Source organism: Paenibacillus caseinilyticus (genome assembly GCF_027533645.1).
GTDB lineage: Bacteria > Bacillota > Bacilli > Paenibacillales > NBRC-103111 > Paenibacillus_G > Paenibacillus_G caseinilyticus.
In genome coordinates, this window is the sequence record NZ_JAQAGY010000001.1 from 469,964 (window position 1) to 490,924 (window position 20,961).

Annotated in this window: 3 protein-coding genes; all 3 read right to left on the reverse strand. The window is 58.2% G+C overall.

The window, feature by feature from the left end; all coding sequences use genetic code 11:
* Positions 1-24: 24 nt before the first annotated feature.
* Genes O9H32_RS02065 through O9H32_RS02075 form a run of 3 tightly spaced genes read right to left on the reverse strand, consistent with a single transcriptional unit; the run spans position 25 to position 20,937 of the window.
* Positions 25-19,335: a non-ribosomal peptide synthase/polyketide synthase gene (locus O9H32_RS02065; protein WP_269864061.1), complete on the reverse strand. Its 19,311-nt coding sequence runs from the start codon at positions 19,333-19,335 to the stop codon at positions 25-27.
* Positions 19,328-20,110, reverse strand: coding sequence for a CPBP family intramembrane glutamic endopeptidase (locus O9H32_RS02070; RefSeq protein ID WP_269864062.1), 783 nt, complete (start codon positions 20,108-20,110; stop codon positions 19,328-19,330). The genes O9H32_RS02065 and O9H32_RS02070 overlap by 8 nt, the downstream gene beginning before the upstream one ends.
* On the reverse strand, positions 20,107-20,937 hold the full coding sequence (locus O9H32_RS02075; protein ID WP_269864063.1) for a CPBP family glutamic-type intramembrane protease: 831 nt from the start codon (positions 20,935-20,937) through the stop codon (positions 20,107-20,109). The genes O9H32_RS02070 and O9H32_RS02075 overlap by 4 nt, the downstream gene beginning before the upstream one ends.
* Positions 20,938-20,961 lie beyond the last annotated feature (24 nt).

Below are 20,961 nucleotides of genomic sequence, written 5' to 3' on the forward strand. Positions count from 1 at the left end.
GCCCCGGGCTTATAAGCAAGTCAGTTAAAATGTAAATTCAATGGATGCTTGCAAGTGTTTGCTTTCTGCCGAATGGCTATCGAGCTTCATTTGGGTTAACAGGGCCTGCGGCTCCTCACTGATCTGGCGCAGCACAAGCAGGTAATCCTGCGCCATTTGGCTGATGATCCCCGCCTTGAACAATTGCGTGCAGTAGATCAGCGCCCCCCTTAGTCCGCCGCTTTCCTGAGATATAAAGCACGTGATGTCAAATTTGGCATCGAGCTCGAGATCTTGCATGTACGGCTCCAGGCTCAAATCGCCCGCATGCATCCCTCTGGTGCGATCTTCATTCTGCAGCGTAAACATCGTATCGAATAAGGGGTTGCGGCTTGCATCGCGCTTTACATCCAATCTTTCAACAAGCTCTTCAAACGGATAGTCCTGGTGCTCGAAAGCCCCCAGCGCCGTTTCCTTGATCTCATGCAGGAAGTCCAGGAACGATTTGCTGCCCGCAGGATAGCTGCGAATCGCGAGCGTGTTCACAAACATCCCGATGAGCGGTTCCAAATCGGCATGCGTTCTGCCGGATACCGGCGTTCCCACAATAATATCCTCTTGCCCGCTGTACTTGGCGAGCAATACCGCATAAGCCGAGAGCAGAACCATGTACAGCGTGCATTCTTGACTGGCCGCGAGCTGATTCAGCCGCTGCGCAAGCGTTGCGTCCATCTCGAATTCGATAGTCGCGCTCTCGAAATGGCGGACCGATGGTCTGGCAGAGTTGATCGGCAGCTGCAATACCGGCAATTCGCCTTTAAACACTTCCATCCAGTAGGCTTCCTGCCACTGCATTTGATCGCGATGCAGTTCAGACTGCTGCCACACGGCATAATCCTTGTACTGAATCCGAAGTGCGGGCAGCTCCTCGCCGCCGTACAATGCGATCCATTCATCGAACAAAATGCTTCTTGACAGGCCATCGGAGATCATGTGATGCATATCGAACACGCAAATATGACGTTCTGCCGCAAGCTCGATCAAGCCCACGCGCATAAGCGGCGGCTGGTGCAGTTCAAACTTACGGACGAAGCGCTGCACCGCTTCGGTCTCATCTTCGCCGGCCTGCCTATATTCCACAGCAAATGCCACTTCGCTGTGGATTCGCTGGATCATCTCGCCATCCGCCATCTCGAAGCCCGTTCGCAGCGTCTCATGACGTGCGATCAGCTTGCGGAACGCGTCTTCGAAGCGGTCGCGGTCCAGCTGCCCTTCAATGAGCATAGCTCCCGGCATGTTGTAGCTCGTTTCGAAGCCTTCAAGCTGCTGCAATATATACAGCCGCTTCTGTGCGGATGACAACGGGTAGTACGCCCTTTCTTCGGCCTTGGAAATGGAACGGAACGTCTGCTGCTCCAGCCTGCCGATCATTCGAGCCATTGCTTGGACCGTAGGGAATTGGAACACCTCACGAAGCGGCACATGGACCTGCAGCTCCTTATGCAGCCGGCTGACCAAGGTTGTCGCGCGCAAGGAATGGCCTCCGATCTCGAAGAAATTGTCCTTCACGCCGACGCGCGCAAGTCCCAGCACCTCCTGCCAGATGCGGACAAGCTGTGCTTCCAGCGGCGTGCTTGGCGCAGCGTACTCGGTGCCCGTCTGCATGGCTCCCTCTGGAGCCGGCAGCGCTTTGCGGTCCACTTTGCCGTTCGGCGTCAGCGGCAGCCGCTCCAGCTGCACAAAGTACGACGGGATCATGTAGCCCGGCAGCTCCTTCGCCAAGGCTTCGCGCAGGTCGCCTGCCGTCAGCAGCCGGTCCCCTGCGACATACGCGCACAGCTGCTTCTGACCGCTTCCGTCCTCTCTGGCAATGACGGCCGCTTCGCGTACGGCAGGGATCTGCTCCAGCCGCGTCGCCACTTCCCCAAGCTCGATCCGGTACCCCCGGATCTTCACCTGCTCGTCGATCCGCCCCAGGTATTCGATGTTCCCGTCCGGCTGCCATCTCGCCAGGTCGCCGGTCCGGTACATCCGCTCGCCCGGCTTATACGGATTCGGCACGAACTTCTCCGCGGTCAGCTCCGGCTGGTTCAAGTAGCCCCGGCCCACGTTCTCCCCGCCGATGTATAATTCGCCTCCGACTCCGATCGGCACCATGTTCTGCTCCCGGTCCAGAATGTACACCGCCTGGTTCGCCAGCGGTGTTCCTATCGGGATGATACCCGCTGTGCAGGCATCCTCGTCCCCGCCAACCGTATAGGCCGTCGTGTCCACGCAGCATTCGGTCGGACCGTATATATTCGTGATGGCCGGCCGGCAGCCGCCCGTCCAGCTGCTCCGCAGCGCATTCACCAGCTCCCCATGCAGCGCTTCTCCTCCAATGATGAACCGCTCTACGTTGATCGCCGCAAACCGATGCGCCGACTCCAGCAAGATGCGCAGGTGCGCCGGCGTGCCGTCCGATACCTGAATCCGGTGCGCGTTGTAGTACGCGGCCAACCGCTCTCCGCTCATGCTGATCTCCCGGGGCACCACGTACAGCGTATGGCCGAGCAGCAGGCTGGCGAACAGCTGCTTCACGGAGGCGTCGAACACATGCGGCGACAGCCAGGCGATCCGCTGCGGACCGTCGTGCCTGCTGTAGATCCGCTCAGCCAAGCCTGCCACCAAGTTGCCTACATTCCGGTGCTCGATCAGCACGCCTTTGGGCTGTCCCGTTGTTCCCGATGTATAGATGACATAGGCCAGATGATGGGAACCGGTCGTGCTGTCTGCATTGCTGCCGTCGCCGTCGCCGAGCAGTTCGGGGGTCAGTACGATACGCTGCACGCCGGCCGCTCCTGCCGGCAGATCATGCTCCTTCGTCGTCAGCACCCACTCTGCGCCGCTATCCGCCAGCATATACAGCAGGCGTTCCTCCGGATACTCCGGATCCAGAGGCACATAGGCGCCGCCTGCTTTCAAGATCGCCATGATGCCGACGACCATCTCCAGCGAGCGCTCCATCAGGAGGCCGACCCGGCAATCCGCCTGCACGCCGGCCTTCCGCAGCGTGCGCGCCACCCGGTTCGCCCGTTCGTTCAGCTCGCGGTACGTGAGCTGCCGGTCTTCATAGACGGCCGCCACCGCGTCCGGACTCTGTTCCGCCTGCTCCTCGAACAGCCGGTGGAGCGTCTTCTCCCGCGGATACTCCGCTTGCACGGCATGGAAGCCGTACAGAAGCTGCTCTTTCTCTTCCGCCGTTACGATCTCCAGCGACGCTATAGAGGCCCCGCGGTCTTCAATCACCGCATCGATCAGCCGTTCCAAATGCTTCGCCAGCCGCTGGATGCTCGCTTCGGTGAACAAGGAGGCGGCATACGCCATGCTGCATGCCAACCCTTCAGGCTCTTCCGACACGTTCAGGCTGAGGTCAAATTTGGCCGTCGTATGCTCGTTAGCATAGGGCTTCATCTGCAGCCCTTCCAGATCAATATGTCTGCTTTCCATGTTTTGCAGCGTCAGCATCGCGTCAAAGAGCGCACTGCGGCTTAAATCTCTACTCACCTGCACCTTCTCCACGAGTTCTTCGAACGGATACTCCTGGTGCTCATAAGCCCCCAGCATCGTTTCCTTGATTTCCTCCAGATACGCCTCGAACGTCTTGGCTCCCGCCGGATAGCTGCGGATCGCAAGCGTCCCCACGAACATCCCGATCAGCGGCTGCAGGTCGGCATGCGTTCTTCCGGCGACCGGCGTACCGACAATGATATCCTCTTGTCCGGTATATTTATGCAGCAGCGCCGTGTAGAGTGCCAGCAGCACCATATGCAGCGTCGTCCCGGTCTCGCTTGCAAGCTGCCGCAAGCGTTCGCTTCGCACCCCATCGATCGTAAACGGCAGCGCCTTCCCTTGGAAGCTTCGCACCGCAGGCCGCGCGTAATCGGTCGGCATGTCCAGCACGGGCAGTTCCCCGCTCATCTCCTTCAGCCAGTAGGCCTCCTGCCGGCGCCTCTGCTCGCTCTGCGTCCCGGACTGCTGCCATGCGGCGTAGTCCTTGTATTGAATGCGCAGCGGCGAGAGCTCTTCCCCGCCGTACAAGCGGGCGAATTCGTCCACCAGGATGCCCATCGACACGCCATCGGAGACGATATGGTGCATGTCGAACAGGAAGAGGTGCCGCTCCGGCGCCAGCTCGATCAACCCGACGCGCAGCAGCGGCGGCTTCTCCAGATCAAACGCGCGGACGAACCGCCGCACGGCGGCTTCCGCTTCCGTGTCATCCGCTTGAAGATACTCCACCGTGAAATCCACTTCGCGGTGAACCCGCTGCACCGGTTCCCCATCCACCATCGGGAAGCCCGTACGCAGCACCTCGTGACGCCGGATCAGCTTGCCGAACGCGCCCTCGAACCGTTCGCGGTCCAGCTCGCCCTCCAGCAGCAGCACCGCCGGCATGTTGTAGCTGAGCTCCGCTCCTTCGAGCTGGTGCAGAATGTACAATCGTTTCTGGGCCGAAGAGACCAGGTAGTGCTCCTGTTCCGCGACCTGGGCAATCGCGCTGAACCTCTCCTGCTCCATCCCTGCGATGACCCCGGCAAGCTGCTCCACGGTAGGGTAGCGGAACACCTCGCGAAGCGGCACATTGACCTGCAGCTCCTTATGCAGACGGCTTGTCATCGTCGTAGCGCGCAGCGAATGGCCGCCGATCTCGAAGAAGTGGTCCTTCACGCCGACGCGCGCAAGCCCCAGCACTTCCTGCCAGATGCGGACCAGCTGCTCTTCCAGCGGCGTGCTTGGCGCGGCGTATTCGGCGCTTGTCCCCATGCTTCCTTCAGGGGCCGGCAGCGCTTTGCGGTCGACTTTGCCGCTCGACGTCAGCGGCAGCCGCTCCAGCTGCACGAAGTACGACGGGATCATGTAGCCCGGCAGCTTCGGCAGCAGCGCTTCCCTCAGCCCGCTTGCGGTGAGAGGCTCGTCTGCGACCACATACGCGCACAGGCTGCTCTCCTCCGCTGCGTCCGTCCATATCGTGACGACCGCTTCCTTCACCTTCGCTGCGCTCAGCAGCTGCGTCTCCACCTCACCTAGCTCAATCCGATAGCCGCGGACTTTCACCTGATGGTCGATCCGTCCCAGGTATTCAATATTGCCGTCCGGCAGCCACCTGGCCAGATCCCCCGTCCGGTACATCCGCCCGCCCGGCAGGAACGGGTTCGGTACGAATTTCTCCTTTGTCAGCTCCGGCCGGTTCAAGTAGCCTCTGGCTACCCCGTCGCCGGATAGGCACAGCTCCCCGGCCACTCCGATCGGATTCAGGCGGTCGGCTCCGTCTACAATCCACGCGCCGACATTGCCCAGCGGCTTCCCGATCGGGATATTCGCCATGCCGCGCTCGTCCCGGCGGATGGAATACTTCGTCGCATAGATCGTCGCTTCCGTAGGCCCGTAGATATTCTCCAGCCTAGCGTTCAGACCGAGCTCGTTGTAGGCTTCCACCCATTTCGGCGGGAGCGCTTCCCCGGCGACCGCGATATATTTCAAGGTCTGCAGCCGGGCGACATCCAGCTCGTTCTCCACCAGGCGGCGGACGATGGCACTGAACATCGCAGGCACCAGGTTCAAATGAGTGATCGACTGTTCCTCGACGGCCTTCAGCAGACAAGCCGGATCTTTTTCTTGCCCGTGCGGCAAAATCACGAGCCTGCCTTCACCGAAAATCCAGCCGAACAACTCCGGCACGGAGACATCGAACGTGAAGGCGGTCTTCAGCAAATACGCATCGCCGGCCCCCATCGGGTACTCGCGCTCCAGTTGACTTAGGGTGTGCACGACGGATTGATGCTCCACCATGACCCCTTTTGGCCTGCCCGTCGATCCGGAGGTGTAGATGACATAGGCCAAGTGGCGGGCGTCTGCCGCCGGCTCCAGATTGGAGCCATCCTCGCAGTAGACTGCCTCATCGTCCAGCTCGACGATCAGGCCCGCGAACGCTGCGGCCCGGTCCCGCAATCGGCGCTGCAGCAGCACGATCCCTGCTCCCGAATCCTCCAGCATGTAGCCGATCCGCTCCTGCGGAAGATCCGGGTCGATCGGCACATAGGCGCCGCCCGCCTTCAAGATCGCCATGATGCCGACCACCATCTCCAGCGACCGTTCCGCCATAATGCCCACTGCCTGATCCGGCTGCACGCCGGCCTTCCGCAGCGTGCGCGCCAGCCGGTTCGCCCGTTCGTTCAGCTCGCGGTACGTCAGCTGCCGCCCTTCGCAGACGACTGCCGCCGCTTCCCCTCTCCGCTCCGCCTGCTCCTCGAACAGCCCGTGGAGCGTCATCTCCCGCGGATACTCCGCTGCCGTCGCATTAAACCCATGCACGATCTGCGCCGTCTCCTCAGCGGTCACCATCTGAAGCGACGCCAAGCTTGCCTGCGGATCTTCGATCACGGCGTCGATCAGCCGTTCAAAGTGTCCGGCCATCCGCTCCACGGTCGCCGGCTTATAGAGATCGCTCGCGTATCCGATACTGCATGCGATGCCTTCCTCCTGCTCCGCCGCCTCGAACGTCAGGTCAAATTTCGCCGGCTCCTGCTCATGCGGATACGATTTGAGCTGCAAGCCGTCCACGTTCAGCTCGGCCTGCTCCGCATTCTGCACGATGAACATCGTATCGAACACGGCATTGCGGCTCATATCCCGTGTAGGCTGCACCTGTTCCACGAGTTCTTCGAACGGATACTCCTGGTGCTCATACGCCCCCAGCATCGTTTCCTTGATTTCCTCCAGATACGCCTGGAAAGGCTTGGCTCCCGCCGGATAACTGCGGATCGCAAGCGTGCCCACGAACATCCCGATCAGCGGCTGCACGTCGGCATGCGTTCTTCCCGCGACCGGCGTACCGACAATGATATCCTCTTGTCTGGTATATTTATGCAGCAGCGCCGTGTAGAGCGCCAGCAGCACCATGTGCAGCGTCGTGCCGGTGTCGCTTGCAAGCTGCCGCAAGCCCTCGCTTCTCACCCCATCGATCGTGAACGGCAGCGCCTTCCCTTGGAAGCTTCGCACCGCCGGCCGCGCGTAATCGGTCGGCATGTCCAGAACGGGCAGTTCCCCGCTCATCTCCTTCAGCCAGTAGGCCTCCTGCCGGCGCCTCCGCTCGCTCTGCGCCCCGGACTGCTGCCATGCGGCATAGTCCTTGTACTGAATGCGCAGCGGCGCGGGCTCTTCCCCGCCGTACAAGCGGGCGAATTCGTCCACCAGGATGCCCATCGACACGCCATCGGAGATGATGTGGTGCATGTCGAACAGGAAGAGGTGCCGCTCTGGCGCCAGCTCGATCAGCCCGACGCGCAGCAGCGGCGGCTTCTCCAGATCAAACGCGCGGACGAACCGCCGCACGGCGGCTTCCGCTTCCGTTTCATCCGCTTGAAGATACTCCACCGCGAACGCTACTTCACGGTGAACCCTCTGCACCGGTTCCCCGTTCACCATCGGGAAGCCCGTACGCAGCACCTCGTGACGCCGGATCAGCTTGCCGAACGCGCCCTCGAACCGTTCGCGGTCCAGCTCTCCCTCCAACAGCAGCACCGACGGCATGTTGTAGCTCAGCTCCGCTCCTTCGAGCTGATGCAGAATGTACATTCGCTTCTGTGCCGAAGATACCAGGTAGTGCTCCTGCTCCGCGATCTGCACAATCGCGCTGAACCTCTCCTGCTCCATCCCTGCGATCACCTCGGCAAGCTGTTCCACGGTAGGGAAGCGGAACACCTCGCGCAGCGGCACATTCACTTGCAGATCTTTATGCAGCCGGTTCACCAAGGTTGTAGCGCGCAGCGAGTGGCCGCCGATTTCGAAGAAGTTGTCCTTCACCCCGACGCGTTCCAGCCCCAGCACCTCCTGCCAGATACGGACAAGCTGCGCTTCCAGCGGCGTGCTTGGCGGAGCGTACTCGGTGCCCGTCTGCATGCTTCCTTCAGGCGCCGGCAGCGCTTTGCGGTCCACCTTGCCGTTCGACGTCAGCGGCAGCCGCTCCAGCTGCACGAAGTACGACGGGATCATGTAGCCCGGCAGCTCCTTCAGCAGCGTTCTCCTCAGCTCGCTGACGCTGAGCTCGTGATCGGCCGAGTAGTAGGCGCACAGGTTGTTCTGACCGTTCGCATCTTCCCGCGCTATAACGGCCGCTTCCTGTACGGCTGCCGCTTTCAATAGCTGGGCTTCGACTTCTCCAAGCTCGATCCGGTAGCCGCGGATCTTCACCTGCTGATCGATCCGCCCCAAGTATTCCAGGTTCCCGTCCGGCAGCCACCGGGCCAAATCTCCGGTGCGGTACAGCTTTCCGCCGGATACGAGCGGATGGGTTACGAACTTCTCATCGGTCCATTCAGGACGGTTCCAGTAGCCTCCGGCAATGCCTTCTCCGGCAATGCCTATTTCTCCCGGCACCCCGACAGGCTGCAGTTGAAGGTCTTGATTCAATATATACACTTGTTTATTTGCCGTCGGTTTGCCGATCGGGACGACGGATGTCTCCTCATGCGTACAGCGGTAATAGGTTGAACATACGGTTCCTTCCGTAGGACCATAGGTGTTATACACCACAGCAGGGCGTAAATTAGAATAATATTCTCTTCTCAGCACATCCCCGCCGGAAATAAACACCCGTACCCGATGGTCGCTTGCCAGCACACTGTTCAGTTCATTGAGCAGCAGGGGGGAACAAGATACAACCGTCACCTGCTTCGCTGTTATGGCATCGGCCAATGCGCTGACGTTGATAACATCATCCTTGCTTACGATCACGATGCAGGCTCCAGCCAACAGTGCAGGGTACAGCTCCTCCACCGAAGTATCGAAAGAGATGGATGCTTGCTGCAATATGCGGTCCTTCGCCTCAATATGGAACTCTCTCATGAAGCTGTGCACATAGCTCCATACATTGTGGTTCGTAATCATGACGCCTTTGGGGGTTCCCGTGGTTCCCGACGTATACATGACATACATCAGGCTCGCAGGGTCATGAACGATCTCCAGATTCGAGCCGTTATCGCTGTATGCCTCCTCGTCGTCCATAAGCACCCATTGGCCCGCAAATGACAATCGCGCTTGCAAACTGCGCTTCGTCAGCAGCACCCGGGCTCCCGCATCCTCAAGCATGAATTGGATGCGTTCCTCTGGATAATCCGGATCGATTGGAACATACGCCGCACCTGATTTCAAAATAGCCAGCATTCCCGTGATCAACTCAGGCGACCGCTCGAGCATAATGCCTACAGGCTGGTTGGCCTGCACGCCTTGCGCACGCAATGTCCGCGCCAAACGGTTCGCCCGCTCGTTCAATTCCCCGTACGTCAGCTGCTGTTCATCGAATATGATAGCTGTAGCCCCGGGGGTGCGCTCCGCCTGTTCCTCGAACATCTCCTGAATGGTCCGCTCACGCGGGTAGTCCGCCGCTTCGGCATTGAAGGCATACCGGATCTGCGCCTTCTCCTCCGCCGTCAGCATATCCAGCGAAGAGATCGCAGACGAGGGATCGTCCGTAATCGCGCCGATCAATTGCTGATAATGGCCGGCCATACGCTCGATCGTCTCCTGCTTGTACAAGGAAGACGCATACTCGAAAATGCATTCCAAGCCCTGCTCCCCTTCGATGACGAACAGGCTGAGATCAAATTTGGAAACCGTATGCTGATTCGGATAAGTGGACAGATGAAGCCCATCGATCTGAATCTCCTTGTTCTCCGTATTCTGCAGAACAAGCAGCGTATCGAACAGCGGATTCCGGCTTACATCCCGGGCCAGCTTCAGGTTTTCCATCAAATCCTCAAACAGGTAGTCCTGATGCTCGTAAGCGCCCAGGGAGATCCCCTTGACTTCCTTCAGATAGGAGCTGAACGTCTTCTTCCTGACCGGATGGGTGCGGAGAGCCAGCGTATTGACGAACATCCCGATCAGCGGATGCACATCGCCGTGCGTTCTTCCCGCAATGGACGTCCCTACGATGATATCCTCCTGGCCGGAATACTTATGCAGCAGGATGGAATAAGAAGCCAGCAGCACCATATACAGTGTCGCCGCATGCTCAGCCGCAATGCGCTTCAGTTCCCTGCTCCTCTTCCCATCAATGGTGAACCGCACGACATTCCCCTCGTGCCTGCGGACCGCAGGACGCGCGTAATCCGTCGGCATTTCGAGGACAGGCAGCTCGCCGCTGAACATATCCAGCCAGTAGGCTTCCTGCTTTTTAATTTGAGCCTGATGCATGTCGGACTGCTGCCATGCGGCGTAGTCCTTGTACTGGATGCGAAGCGGTTCTAATGTATCGCCTCCGTACAAGCGCATAAACTCATCAATGAGAATCGCGAGTGAGGTTCCATCCGAAATAATATGGTGCATGTCAAACATCAGGATGTGGCGTTCCTCGGCAATTTCAATTAATCCTATGCGCAGGAGCGGCGGCTGTTCCAAATCAAACGGCCGGACGAAAGCATGCATCACCCCGTCAATCTCTTCCTCCGTGGCTTGGAAATACGCAACCGCAAAGTCCGCTGCACGGTGTACGCGCTGCAGCGCTTCACCGTTCACCATTTCAAACCCCGTGCGCAAGGTCTCATGACGCGCAATCAGCTTGCGGAACGTTTCCTCCATCCGCTCCCGGTCCACTGCTCCTTCGAGCTTCATCATGTAAGGCATATTGTAGCTTTGCTCGGCGCCTTCCATTTGCTGCAGAATGTACAATCTCTTCTGGACAGAGGACATCGGGTAAACATCTTTGACTTCGATTTGCGGAATGGCGCTGAAAGCTTCACCATCCAGGCCGCCCATCATTTCGGCCAGCTGTTCAATCGTCGGGAATTGGAACACGTCCCGCAGCGGCAGGCTGACATTCATTTCCTTGTATACCTTGCTTGTCATCGTCGTAGCGCGCAGCGAATGGCCGCCGATCTCGAAGAAGTTGTCCTTCACGCCGACGCGCGCAAGCCCCAGCACTTCCTGCCAGATGCGGACCAGCTGCTCTTCCAGCGGCGTGCTTGGCGCGGCGTATTCGGCGCTTGTCCCCATGCTTCCTTCAGGAGCCGGCAGCGCTTTGCGGTCGACTTTGCCGCTCGACGTCAGCGGCAGCCGCTCCAGCTGCACGAAGTACGACGGGATCATGTAGCCCGGCAGCTTCGACAGCAGCGCTTCCCTCAGCTCGCTTGCGGTCAGAGGCTCGTCTGCGACCACATACGCGCACAGGCTGCTCTCCTCCGCTGCGTCCGTCCATATCGTGACGACCGCTTCCTTCACCTTCGCTGCGCTCAGCAGCTGCGTCTCCACCTCGCCTAGCTCAATCCGATAGCCGCGGACTTTCACCTGATGGTCGATCCGTCCCAGGTATTCAATATTGCCATCCGGCAGCCACCTGGCCAGATCCCCCGTCCGGTACATCCGCCCGCCCGGCAGGAACGGGTTCGGTACGAATTTCTCCTTTGTCAGCTCCGGCCGGTTCAAGTAGCCTCTGGCTACCCCTTCGCCGGACAGGCACAGCTCCCCGGCCACCCCGATCGGATTCAGGCGGTCGGCTCCGTCTACAATCCACGCGCCGACATTGCCCAGCGGCTTCCCGATCGGGACATTCGCCATGCCGTTCTCTTCCCGGCGGATGGAATACTTCGTCGCATAGATCGTCGCTTCCGTTGGCCCGTAGATATTCTCCAGCCTCGCGTTCAGACCGAGCCGGTTGTAGGCGTCCACCCATTTCGGCGGGAGTGCTTCCCCGGCGACCGCGATATATTTCAGGGTCTGCAGCCGGGCGGCATCCAGCTCGTTCTCCACCAGGCGGCGGACGATGGCGCTGAACATCGCAGGCACCAGGTTCAAATGAGTGATCGACTGTTCCTCGACGGCCTTCAGCAGACAAGCCGGATCTTTTTCCTGTCCGTGCGGCAAAATCACGAGCCTGCCTTCACCGAAAAACCAGCCGAACAGCTCGGGCACGGATACATCGAACGTGAAGGCGGTCTTCAGCAAATACGCATCGCCGGTCCCCAGCGGGTACTCGCGTTCCAGTTGACTTAAGGTGTGCACGACGGATTGATGCTCCACCATGACCCCTTTTGGCTTGCCCGTCGATCCGGAAGTGTAGATGACATAGGCCAAGTGGCGGGCGCCTGCCGCCGGCTCCAGATTGGAGCCATCCGCGCAGTAGGCTGCCTCATCGTCGAGATCGACGATCAGGCCCGCGAACGCTGCGGCCCGGTCCCGCAAATGGCGCTGCAGCAGCACGATCCCCGCTCCCGAATCCTCCAGCATGTAGCCGATCCGCTCCTGCGGGAAATCCGGGTCCATCGGCACATAGGCGCCGCCCGCCTTCAAGATCGCCATGATGCCGACCACCATCTCCAGCGACCGTTCCGCCATAATGCCCACTGCCTGATCCGGCTGCACGCCGGCCTTCCGCAGCGTGCGCGCCAGCCGGTTCGCCCGTTCATTCAGCTCGCGGTACGTCAGCTGCCGCCCTTCGCAGACGACTGCCGCCGCTTCCCCTCTCCGCTCCGCCTGCTCCTCGAACAGCCCGTGGAGCGTCTTCTCCCGCGGATACTCCGCTGCCGTCGCATTAAACCCATGCACGATCTGCGCCGTCTCCTCAGCGGTCACCATCTGAAGCGACATAAGACTTGCCTGCGGATCTTCGATCACGGCGTCGATCAGCCGTTCAAAGTGTCCGGCCATCCGCTCCACGGTGCCGCGCTTGAACAGCCCCGATTTAAAGGCAATGCGGCATGCGATGCCTTCTTCAACCTGTGCAGCCTGGACGGAAATATCGAATTTCGCCGCCGTCTGCCCGTTCTTATAAGGTTTGACATCCAGTCCGTTGATGCTTGTGCCGCCCTGCTCCGCGTCCTGCCATATAAACATCGTGTCAAACACCGGATTGCGGCTCATATCGCGTGTCACCTGCAATTGCTCCACGAGCAGCTCAAACGGATAGCTGCGGTGCCGATCGGCACGTTCGACCGCTTCCTTCATTTCTCCCAAGAAGGCTGAGAATGTCTTGGCTCCAGCCGGGTAGCTGCGAATTGCCAGCGCGCCTTCGAACGGCCCGACCACGGACTGCAGAGCTTCGTTCTCCCGGCCCGCCGTAGGCGTTCCTACGATGATCTCTTCCTGCCCGGTGTATTTATGCAGCAGTGTGGTATAGACCGCGAGCAGCATCACAGCTGCCGATGTTCCATGCTCCGCAGCTATGCGGCTCAATTCCCCGCCCTTTTGAGCAGCAATCGTAAACGGCAGTGCCTCTCCCTCGAAGCTTTGCACCAACGGACGCGCATAATCGGTCGGCAGTTCGAGAACCGGAAGCTGCCCGCCAAGGGTGTCCAGCCAGAAGGCTTCCTGCTGCAGCATCTGCTCCTTCCGCTCGGCCGATTGCTCCGATACCGCATAATCTTTGTATTGAACCGATAGAGGCGACAGTTCCTCTCCACCGTACAGACGAATCAAGTCCCCCCATACCATATCCATGGAGGCTTCATCCGCGACGATAGGATGCAAATCAACGACGAGAATATGACGCTCCTTCGCAAGCTCGATCCATCCGGCCTGCAGTAATGGAGGTTTCTCCAAATCAAACGGCCGGGCAAAGCTGCGCACCATGTCGCCGGCTTCCTCTTCACTGGCCTGCATATACATGACCGCAAAATCGGCATCCCAGCGTACACGCTGCATCGGTTCCCCGTCAACCAGCTCAAAGCTGGTGCGAAGCGTCTCATGGCGTTCAATCAGCCGGCGGAATGCTTGTTCGAGCCGCTCACGGTCGAGCACGCCTTCTATAGTGACGGCTTTGCGTACGTTTGCCATTTGGGACAACATGCCCATTTGATGCAGGACATACATCCTTCTCTGAGCTTGAGATACCGGATAGTAGGCGTCCGCCAAAGAGATCGCATCGTAATTCATCTGCTCCATGCCGCTTATGGCTTGGGCAAGCTCTTCGACCGTAGGATACCGGAACACGTCCCACAGCGACAGCTTGACGTTCAGCTCCCGGGTCAGCTTGCCGACCAGCGTGGTGGCTCTGAGCGAATGTCCGCCGATTTCAAAGAAATTATCCTTGACGCTAACGTCCGGCGCGCCAAGCACCTCTTGCCAAATGCGGACCAATTGCGCTTCCAATGGATTGCGGGGAGCGACAAATTCCAGCCCCTTCCGCATACTCTCCTCCGGAGCCGGCAGCGCCTTGCGATTCACCTTTCCGTTCTGGGTAAGCGGCATCGACTCCAAGGGCACGAAGTAGGAAGGGATCATATAATCAGGCAGCCGCTGTGATAATGCCATTCTCAGCTCACCGGTCGAAGGCGAACCGTCGCAAACAAAGTATGCGCACAGCTGCTTCAGACCGTCCGCATCCTCCCGCGCAACCGCCGTCACCTCGCGCATTCCTTCCACCTTCAGCAGCTGCGCTTCGACTTCCCCAAGCTCAATGCGGTACCCGCGTATTTTGACCTGATGGTCAATCCGCCCGCCGTACTCGATATGCCCATCCGGCAGCCATCGCGCCAGGTCGCCTGTGCGGTACATCCGCTCGCCCGGCAGGAATGGATGATCAACGAACTTCTCCGCGGTCAGCTCCGGACGGTTGAAATAGCCGCGGGCCACCCCGGCTCCCGAGATGCACAGCTCCCCTACGACGCCAATGGGCTGCAGCTGGAAGGTGCTGTCCATAATCCAGGTTTGCATGTTGCCGAGCGGTTTGCCGATCGGCACGCTTGCTGCTCTCCCTATTCCTTCGCCAGTGGCGTAACGGGTCGCATAGACGGTCGTTTCGGTCGGCCCATAGATATTTTCGAGCCGGACATCCCATTGCAGCTTGTGATGTTCTTCCACCAGCTTGGCAGGCAGAGCCTCCCCGCAGGCAAAAACATATTTCAAACGACCGAATTGAGAGCAATCCATCTCTTGCAGCGCATTCAACACCGGACTATACATGGAAGGAACAAAATTCACATGGGTAATCTGCTCTTCCGCGATGACTTGAAGCAAAGCGGCGGGATCTTTCTCCAGACCCGGCTGTAAAATAACGAGCTTCCCTTGGCCGAAAAACCAGCCGAACAGCTCGGCTACGGAAACGTCGAAGGTATAGGTCGTCTTTAGGAGGAAGGCGTCCTCGGCCAAAAGCGGATATTCCCGCTCCAGCTGCGTGAGCAAGTTCACAACCGACCCGTGCTCCACCATAACGCCCTTAGGCATACCCGTCGACCCCGACGTATAAATCACATAAGCCAAATGTCCGGGTTCCGTGATCGGCTCCAGATTCGAATCGTCTTTGCTGTAGCTTTGTTCGTCGTCCAGCAGGAAAATATCCCCGGTAAAAGGCAACTCGGCACGTTCCAGCAGATGAGATTGGGCCAGGATCATCCGTGTCCCCGAATCCTCCAGCAGATAACGGATTCTGTCCGCCGGGTACTCCGGGTCGATGGGCACATACGCGCCGCCTGCTTTTAGAATCGCCATGATGCCGACCATCATATCCAGCGAACGCTCCGTCAGCATGCCGATCAATTGATCCGCCTGCACCCCGGCTTCCCGCAGCGTCCGAGCCAACCGGTTCGACCTCTCGTTCAGCTCCCTATACGTAAGCCTCCGATCCCCGAACACCAGTGCCACGGCATCGGGATGCCGCTCCGCCGACTCCTCGAACAGCCGATGTATCGTCTTATCCTCCGGATACTCCGCATGAATGGCGTTCCCGTTCCATTCCGCCCGTATGAGGTGCCGCTCTTCCTCGCCCAGTAAGGACATGTCGGCCAGCAGACCATTCGGCTGCCTGGTCAATTCAGCAAGCAATTGTACATAGTGCCCCATCATTCTCAGCACGGTGTCACGTTGATACAGATCGCTGCAATATTCCGCCACCAAGCGGATTTGCCCGTCTCGTTCCACTGCTTGAAGCAGCAAATCGAACTTGGCTGTCCGATGGTCGAAACGTCGGTGCGCACACTGGGCTTCGCCAAACGAAAGTGCCGGCATGTCCATATTCTGCATAATAAACATCGTATCGAATAAGGGATTGCGGCTGAAATCGTAGCGGCCGATCTCCTGCGCGATGTTCTCGAACGGATACTCCTGATGCCGGAACGCCTGCAGCGCATGGGCCTGCACCTCTTGGAGAAACTGGATAAACGTTTTATCGGGCTTCGGATAGTTACGCAGGGCCAGCGTGTTTACGAACATCCCCACGACGTGCTCGATCTGTTTGTGCGTTCTCCCTGCTGCCGGGGTTCCCACGATCACGTCTTCCCCGCCCGTATATTTGGCGAGCAGTATATTATAGGCAGCAAACAGAATCATGAATAACGTCGTTCCTTCAGATTGCGCCAGCTCGCGGAGCTTGCCCGCCAGCTCCCGCTCCACATAAACCTCCAGTGCTTCCCCTTTGGCGCTTTTTATTGCAGGGCGCGGATAATCCGACGGCAGTTCCAGAACAGGCAGCTCGCCTGAGAATTGCTCCAGCCAGTATTGCCGATGCTCGGCTGCTTTGGCCGGGAGGCTCATCTGCTGCCAAATCGCATAATCCTTGTATTGAATGCCCACAGGCTGTAAAGTCTCTCCCCGGTAGAGGCTCATCAGTTCACGGAACAAAATGCCTCCCGATGTTCCATCGGAGATGATATGGTGCATATCGAGAAACAGTACGTGCCTTTCCGCATGCACCGAGACGAGCGCTGCACGGAATAACGGGGCTTTTTTGAGATCAAAGGCCACGAACAGGCTTTCCAGCACACGCTCCACGTCATGCTCTTGACATTGAATCGTCTGCAGCTCGAAGGCGATGCTTTCATGAATCTGCTGCACGATTTCATCCCCGGACATCGCGAAGCTGGTCCGGAGCGACTCGTGACGGGCGATCAATTGCAGCAGCGCTTCCTTCAGCTTGCCGGTATCCACCGGACCATCCAGCCAGAGCGTTTCCGGCAGGTTATAGCTTTTATCCGCTGGAAGAGCCTCCTGTACGAGGTACATTCTCCGCTGTGCCGACGTTACAGGATAATACTCCTGCTCAGGCGCTTGCACAATGAACATTCGTTCATCGGTCGCTTCGAGGCCTCCTTCTTTATCTGCAATCAAGCGTGCAAAATCCGCCAGCCGCGCATGTTTGAAGAGGTCGGCCGCTTCCAGCTGCAAGCCCCGTGACTCATTGAGCTGATTGACCAGCTTCATGGCGAAGATGGAGTCTCCCCCCATTTCAAAGAAATGGGCGTTTACGTGCAGCTCGCGGTAGCCCAGCAGCCTTCCCCAAGCCTCGGCGAGCTCCTCCTCCTGATCCGTGAACGAACGGCCCTCATCCCCCGTAAGAACCACGCGGGAAGCTCCTTCTTCTTTGGGCAGCGCCAAGCCCTGTAAGCGCTGGCGCCAGCCGGCAACGGCAAGCTCCATTTCGGCCAACAAGTCGGCAGGCAGATCCTTATGCGCTTTAAGCTCCTCCATGGAGAGAAAATCAAACGATGCCTGCGGCTGCGCCTGCTCCTCCACCCAGCAATGGCGCTGTTCAAAAGGATAGCCGGGTATGGAAAGACGTCTGCAGCCTTCCGATGCGTAGAGCCTCGACCATTCCACATCGGCCCCCTGGACGTACAGCTCGGCAAGCTTGCCGAGTGAGGCGGCCGTATGCTCCTTGCCCTGCAGCTCATCGAGCAAAAGACTGCTCCCGCTGCCCGCCTTGGAAGCCTGATCGTCCGAAACATCCCGGGCGGTACCGACACCGTAATAGATCCCCTTAACGGCTTCCGTGCGCCACCTTCCCTCTTGAAGCCATGCCAGTTTGTCCATCAAGTCCTCTTGGCTCCCGGTCACAATGGCAAGCCGGCAGGCATAATGTCCCCGGCCCGTACTGGCCGTATAGCACAAATCGGATAAACTCCACGGGTCCTGCTCCTCCGCCCACTGCCGGTATGCGGCAATCGAACGCTCCAGCGCCGGCTCGCTCTCGGCCGAGAGGCATAATAGATGACTGCCCGCTGTGCTCTCATACGAGAGAGCCTCCGGGCCGGGCGCTTCCTCCAACACCAGATGGCAATTCGTTCCGCTCATGCCAAACGAACTGACGCCGCAGCGCCTTGGTCCCCCCTCGGTTTCCCAAGGACGAAGCGTGTCATTCACATAGACAGGCGATTGCACGAATGGAATTTTGCGGTTCGGCTCCTGAAAATGAAGCGAAGGCGGGATTTGCTTATGCCGCAAAGCGAGGATCGCCTTGAGCAGTCCCGTAATGCCGGCGGCATGATCCAAATGGCCGACATTCCCCTTCACCGAGCCGATGGCGCAAAATTGATTTTTGTTCGTAAACCGGCGGAACGCCCGCGTGATGCCGTCTACCTCGATCGGATCCCCCAGCGAAGTCCCCGTGCCGTGCGCTTCGATATACGTAACCGTCTCAGGGTCAATATCCGCATCCTGCCATGCGCGGGCGATGACCTCCGCTTGCGCCAGCGCATTGGGCGCTGTGAGCCCGACCGAGCTTCCATCTTGATTGATCGCGCTGCCCTTAATGACCCCATAGATCGAATCGCGGTCCTGCAGCGCCTTATGAAGCGGCTTCAACAGGATGGCTACCACGCCATCGCCGATTCCCGTGCCGTCCGCGGCATCATCGAACGGCCTGGCTCGGCCGCTGCTCGATTCAATCCCGATTTTTATGCCTTGGTCGAGCGGCAGCAGATTGATTTTGACACTGCCGGCAATCGCCGCATCGCACTCCCCGCTCCGAATCGATTGGCACGCCAGATGAATGGCGACCAGAGAGGAGGAGCAGGCCGTATCCACATTGATGCTCGGACCGCGCAGATCCAGCAAATAGGAGATGCGGCTGGCAATGATCGAGCTTAAATTGCCGGGGGCGGCCAGGGACAGCATGTCCGGATTGACCTGCTCAATCACACGCTTGTAATCGTGCAGCGCGTCCGCATTATACCCGATAAAGACGCCCGTCCTCGAACCGCTCAAGCTGCTGCCGCCATAGCCGGCGTCTTCCAAGGCGTGCCATGCCGTTTGGAGGAACAAGCGCTGGCTCGGATTCATCAGCTTGGCCTCGCTCGGAGACAAGCGGAAGAACGAATAATCGAACGAAGCGATATCGTCCAGATAAGCACCCTCATAGAAGGATACGGGCATGCGGTTCAGGCGCATGCTCCGCAAATAAGCTTCCATGTTCTTCCGGCGCTGCTCGGGGAACGGCGAGACCATATCTTTTCCTTGCCGGAGGTTTTCCCAAAACTGATGCAGAGAGCTTGATTTGGGCATTTGGGCAGAAACACCGACAATCGCAATTTCCCGGTTGGAAATATCCGAAATGTCCAGCTGTTCAGCTTCGGCGTGATCGTCTTCTTCCAACAAGTGAAGCTCAAACATGCATAACACTCCTTTTGCCTCTGGTTATCCGATACAGGCTTACTGTCAGTACTCCGGCAGCAAGGACAAGCAAGCTGCCTGCAGCTTGCAAATCCAGTTGTCCGATGCCAATCATGGTATAGAAGTATAATGTGCCGGTGCTGCATATATGCACGATCAGCGAGGGCCATGTGGAGCCGCTCCAATAGCGGACAAGTCCATATATGACAGCGCCGATCCCCGCAAAAATGCCGACGGACACATTCATGAAAACCGCACCGAACAGTACGGCTTGCAATAGAACCGAAAGCACGCCGCTCAGCCGCTCATGAAAAGCCTGGAACAGCAGGCCGCGAAACAGCCATTCCTCCATCAGCGAACCTACAACTACACTGCCGAGGATGACAGGGAACACCCCGCCGCCCTTGGTGACGTAACGAACGGTTCGGACGATTTGCGGAAAATACTGCTTGACCCACGGCATTTGTGCAAATACGGCAATAAACAAACCTAGCGAAATGCCAATGGCAACAAACAAGAGGAGATTCGACCGGTTCCAGGGTTTGCAGCCTACCGCTTCTAAAAAGGGCTGCTTCTGCAGACGCACCATAACCATATACACCAGCACGACCAGCACATTGGCGACGACTGAGATCATGACAGGGTTACGATCAAAATAAGCTTGCAGTCCGGGTGACGGCGCATGCGAGGACAGCGCCTCGTTCGTCGACATGAAGATCAGGACATAGATGATCAAATACAGCAGCGCCCTGACGAAAGGAGCGGCGGTTCTCATACAACCAGCTCCATGCTGCCTTCTTGGTCCGCGCCCAGTCCGGCGCCCCTCGAAGCCGCGCTCCGGCTGTGTCTCCACGCAGCATACAAGCCCGCTCCTATGACAAGCGTGAAAGCGGCCATAGATCCTCCGAGGAGGTAACCGTTAGTAATGGGAAGATGCAAATTCCAGATGATATACTGGCTGAGCTGACAAGCGATTTGCGCCAAAACTGCCGCCCATATGGAATCAAACCACACATACAGCAAGGCGAATATGACGGCTCCAAGGAAGCCGTACAGCGTATAGCTGACTTTCCCGTAAAAAAACAGACATCCATAAGCAATACCCTGTAAAGTGACGGCCACCGCCAGCGGCGTTACTCTGCGGAATTGATTCAGAAGCAAGCCTCTGAACAGGGTTTCTTTAAATATGTTTCCTAAAATAAGGAAGACTAGGAACACATACCAATCCGCGCGGTTCAGGTAATTGAATAACTTCCCGAATTGAGGATAATTCGTGATGATAAATGGCAGTTTGGAAAACGCCGCTGTAAATAATCCGGCTGCAAGACCGACCATAAGCGAAATAAGGACCGGCTTCTTGGCAATTTTCCGGTATCTCGCTTCCTGGAACAGATTTTTTTTGAACACATATCTCATCAGCAGATAAAACAAGGGAAGACCGATAATGTCGTTCACGTTGATAAACATCAGTGTATTCCGTTTGAACCAGGCATTATCTACGTAAACATATTCCATATAAAAGTAGTAGGCGGTAAAGATCCACCCAAAATAAATACCTACAATCAACAGCACGTGCGCTGCAACAGATCCTATTTTTTTCATACTTCCTCCTTGAAATGGGGTTTG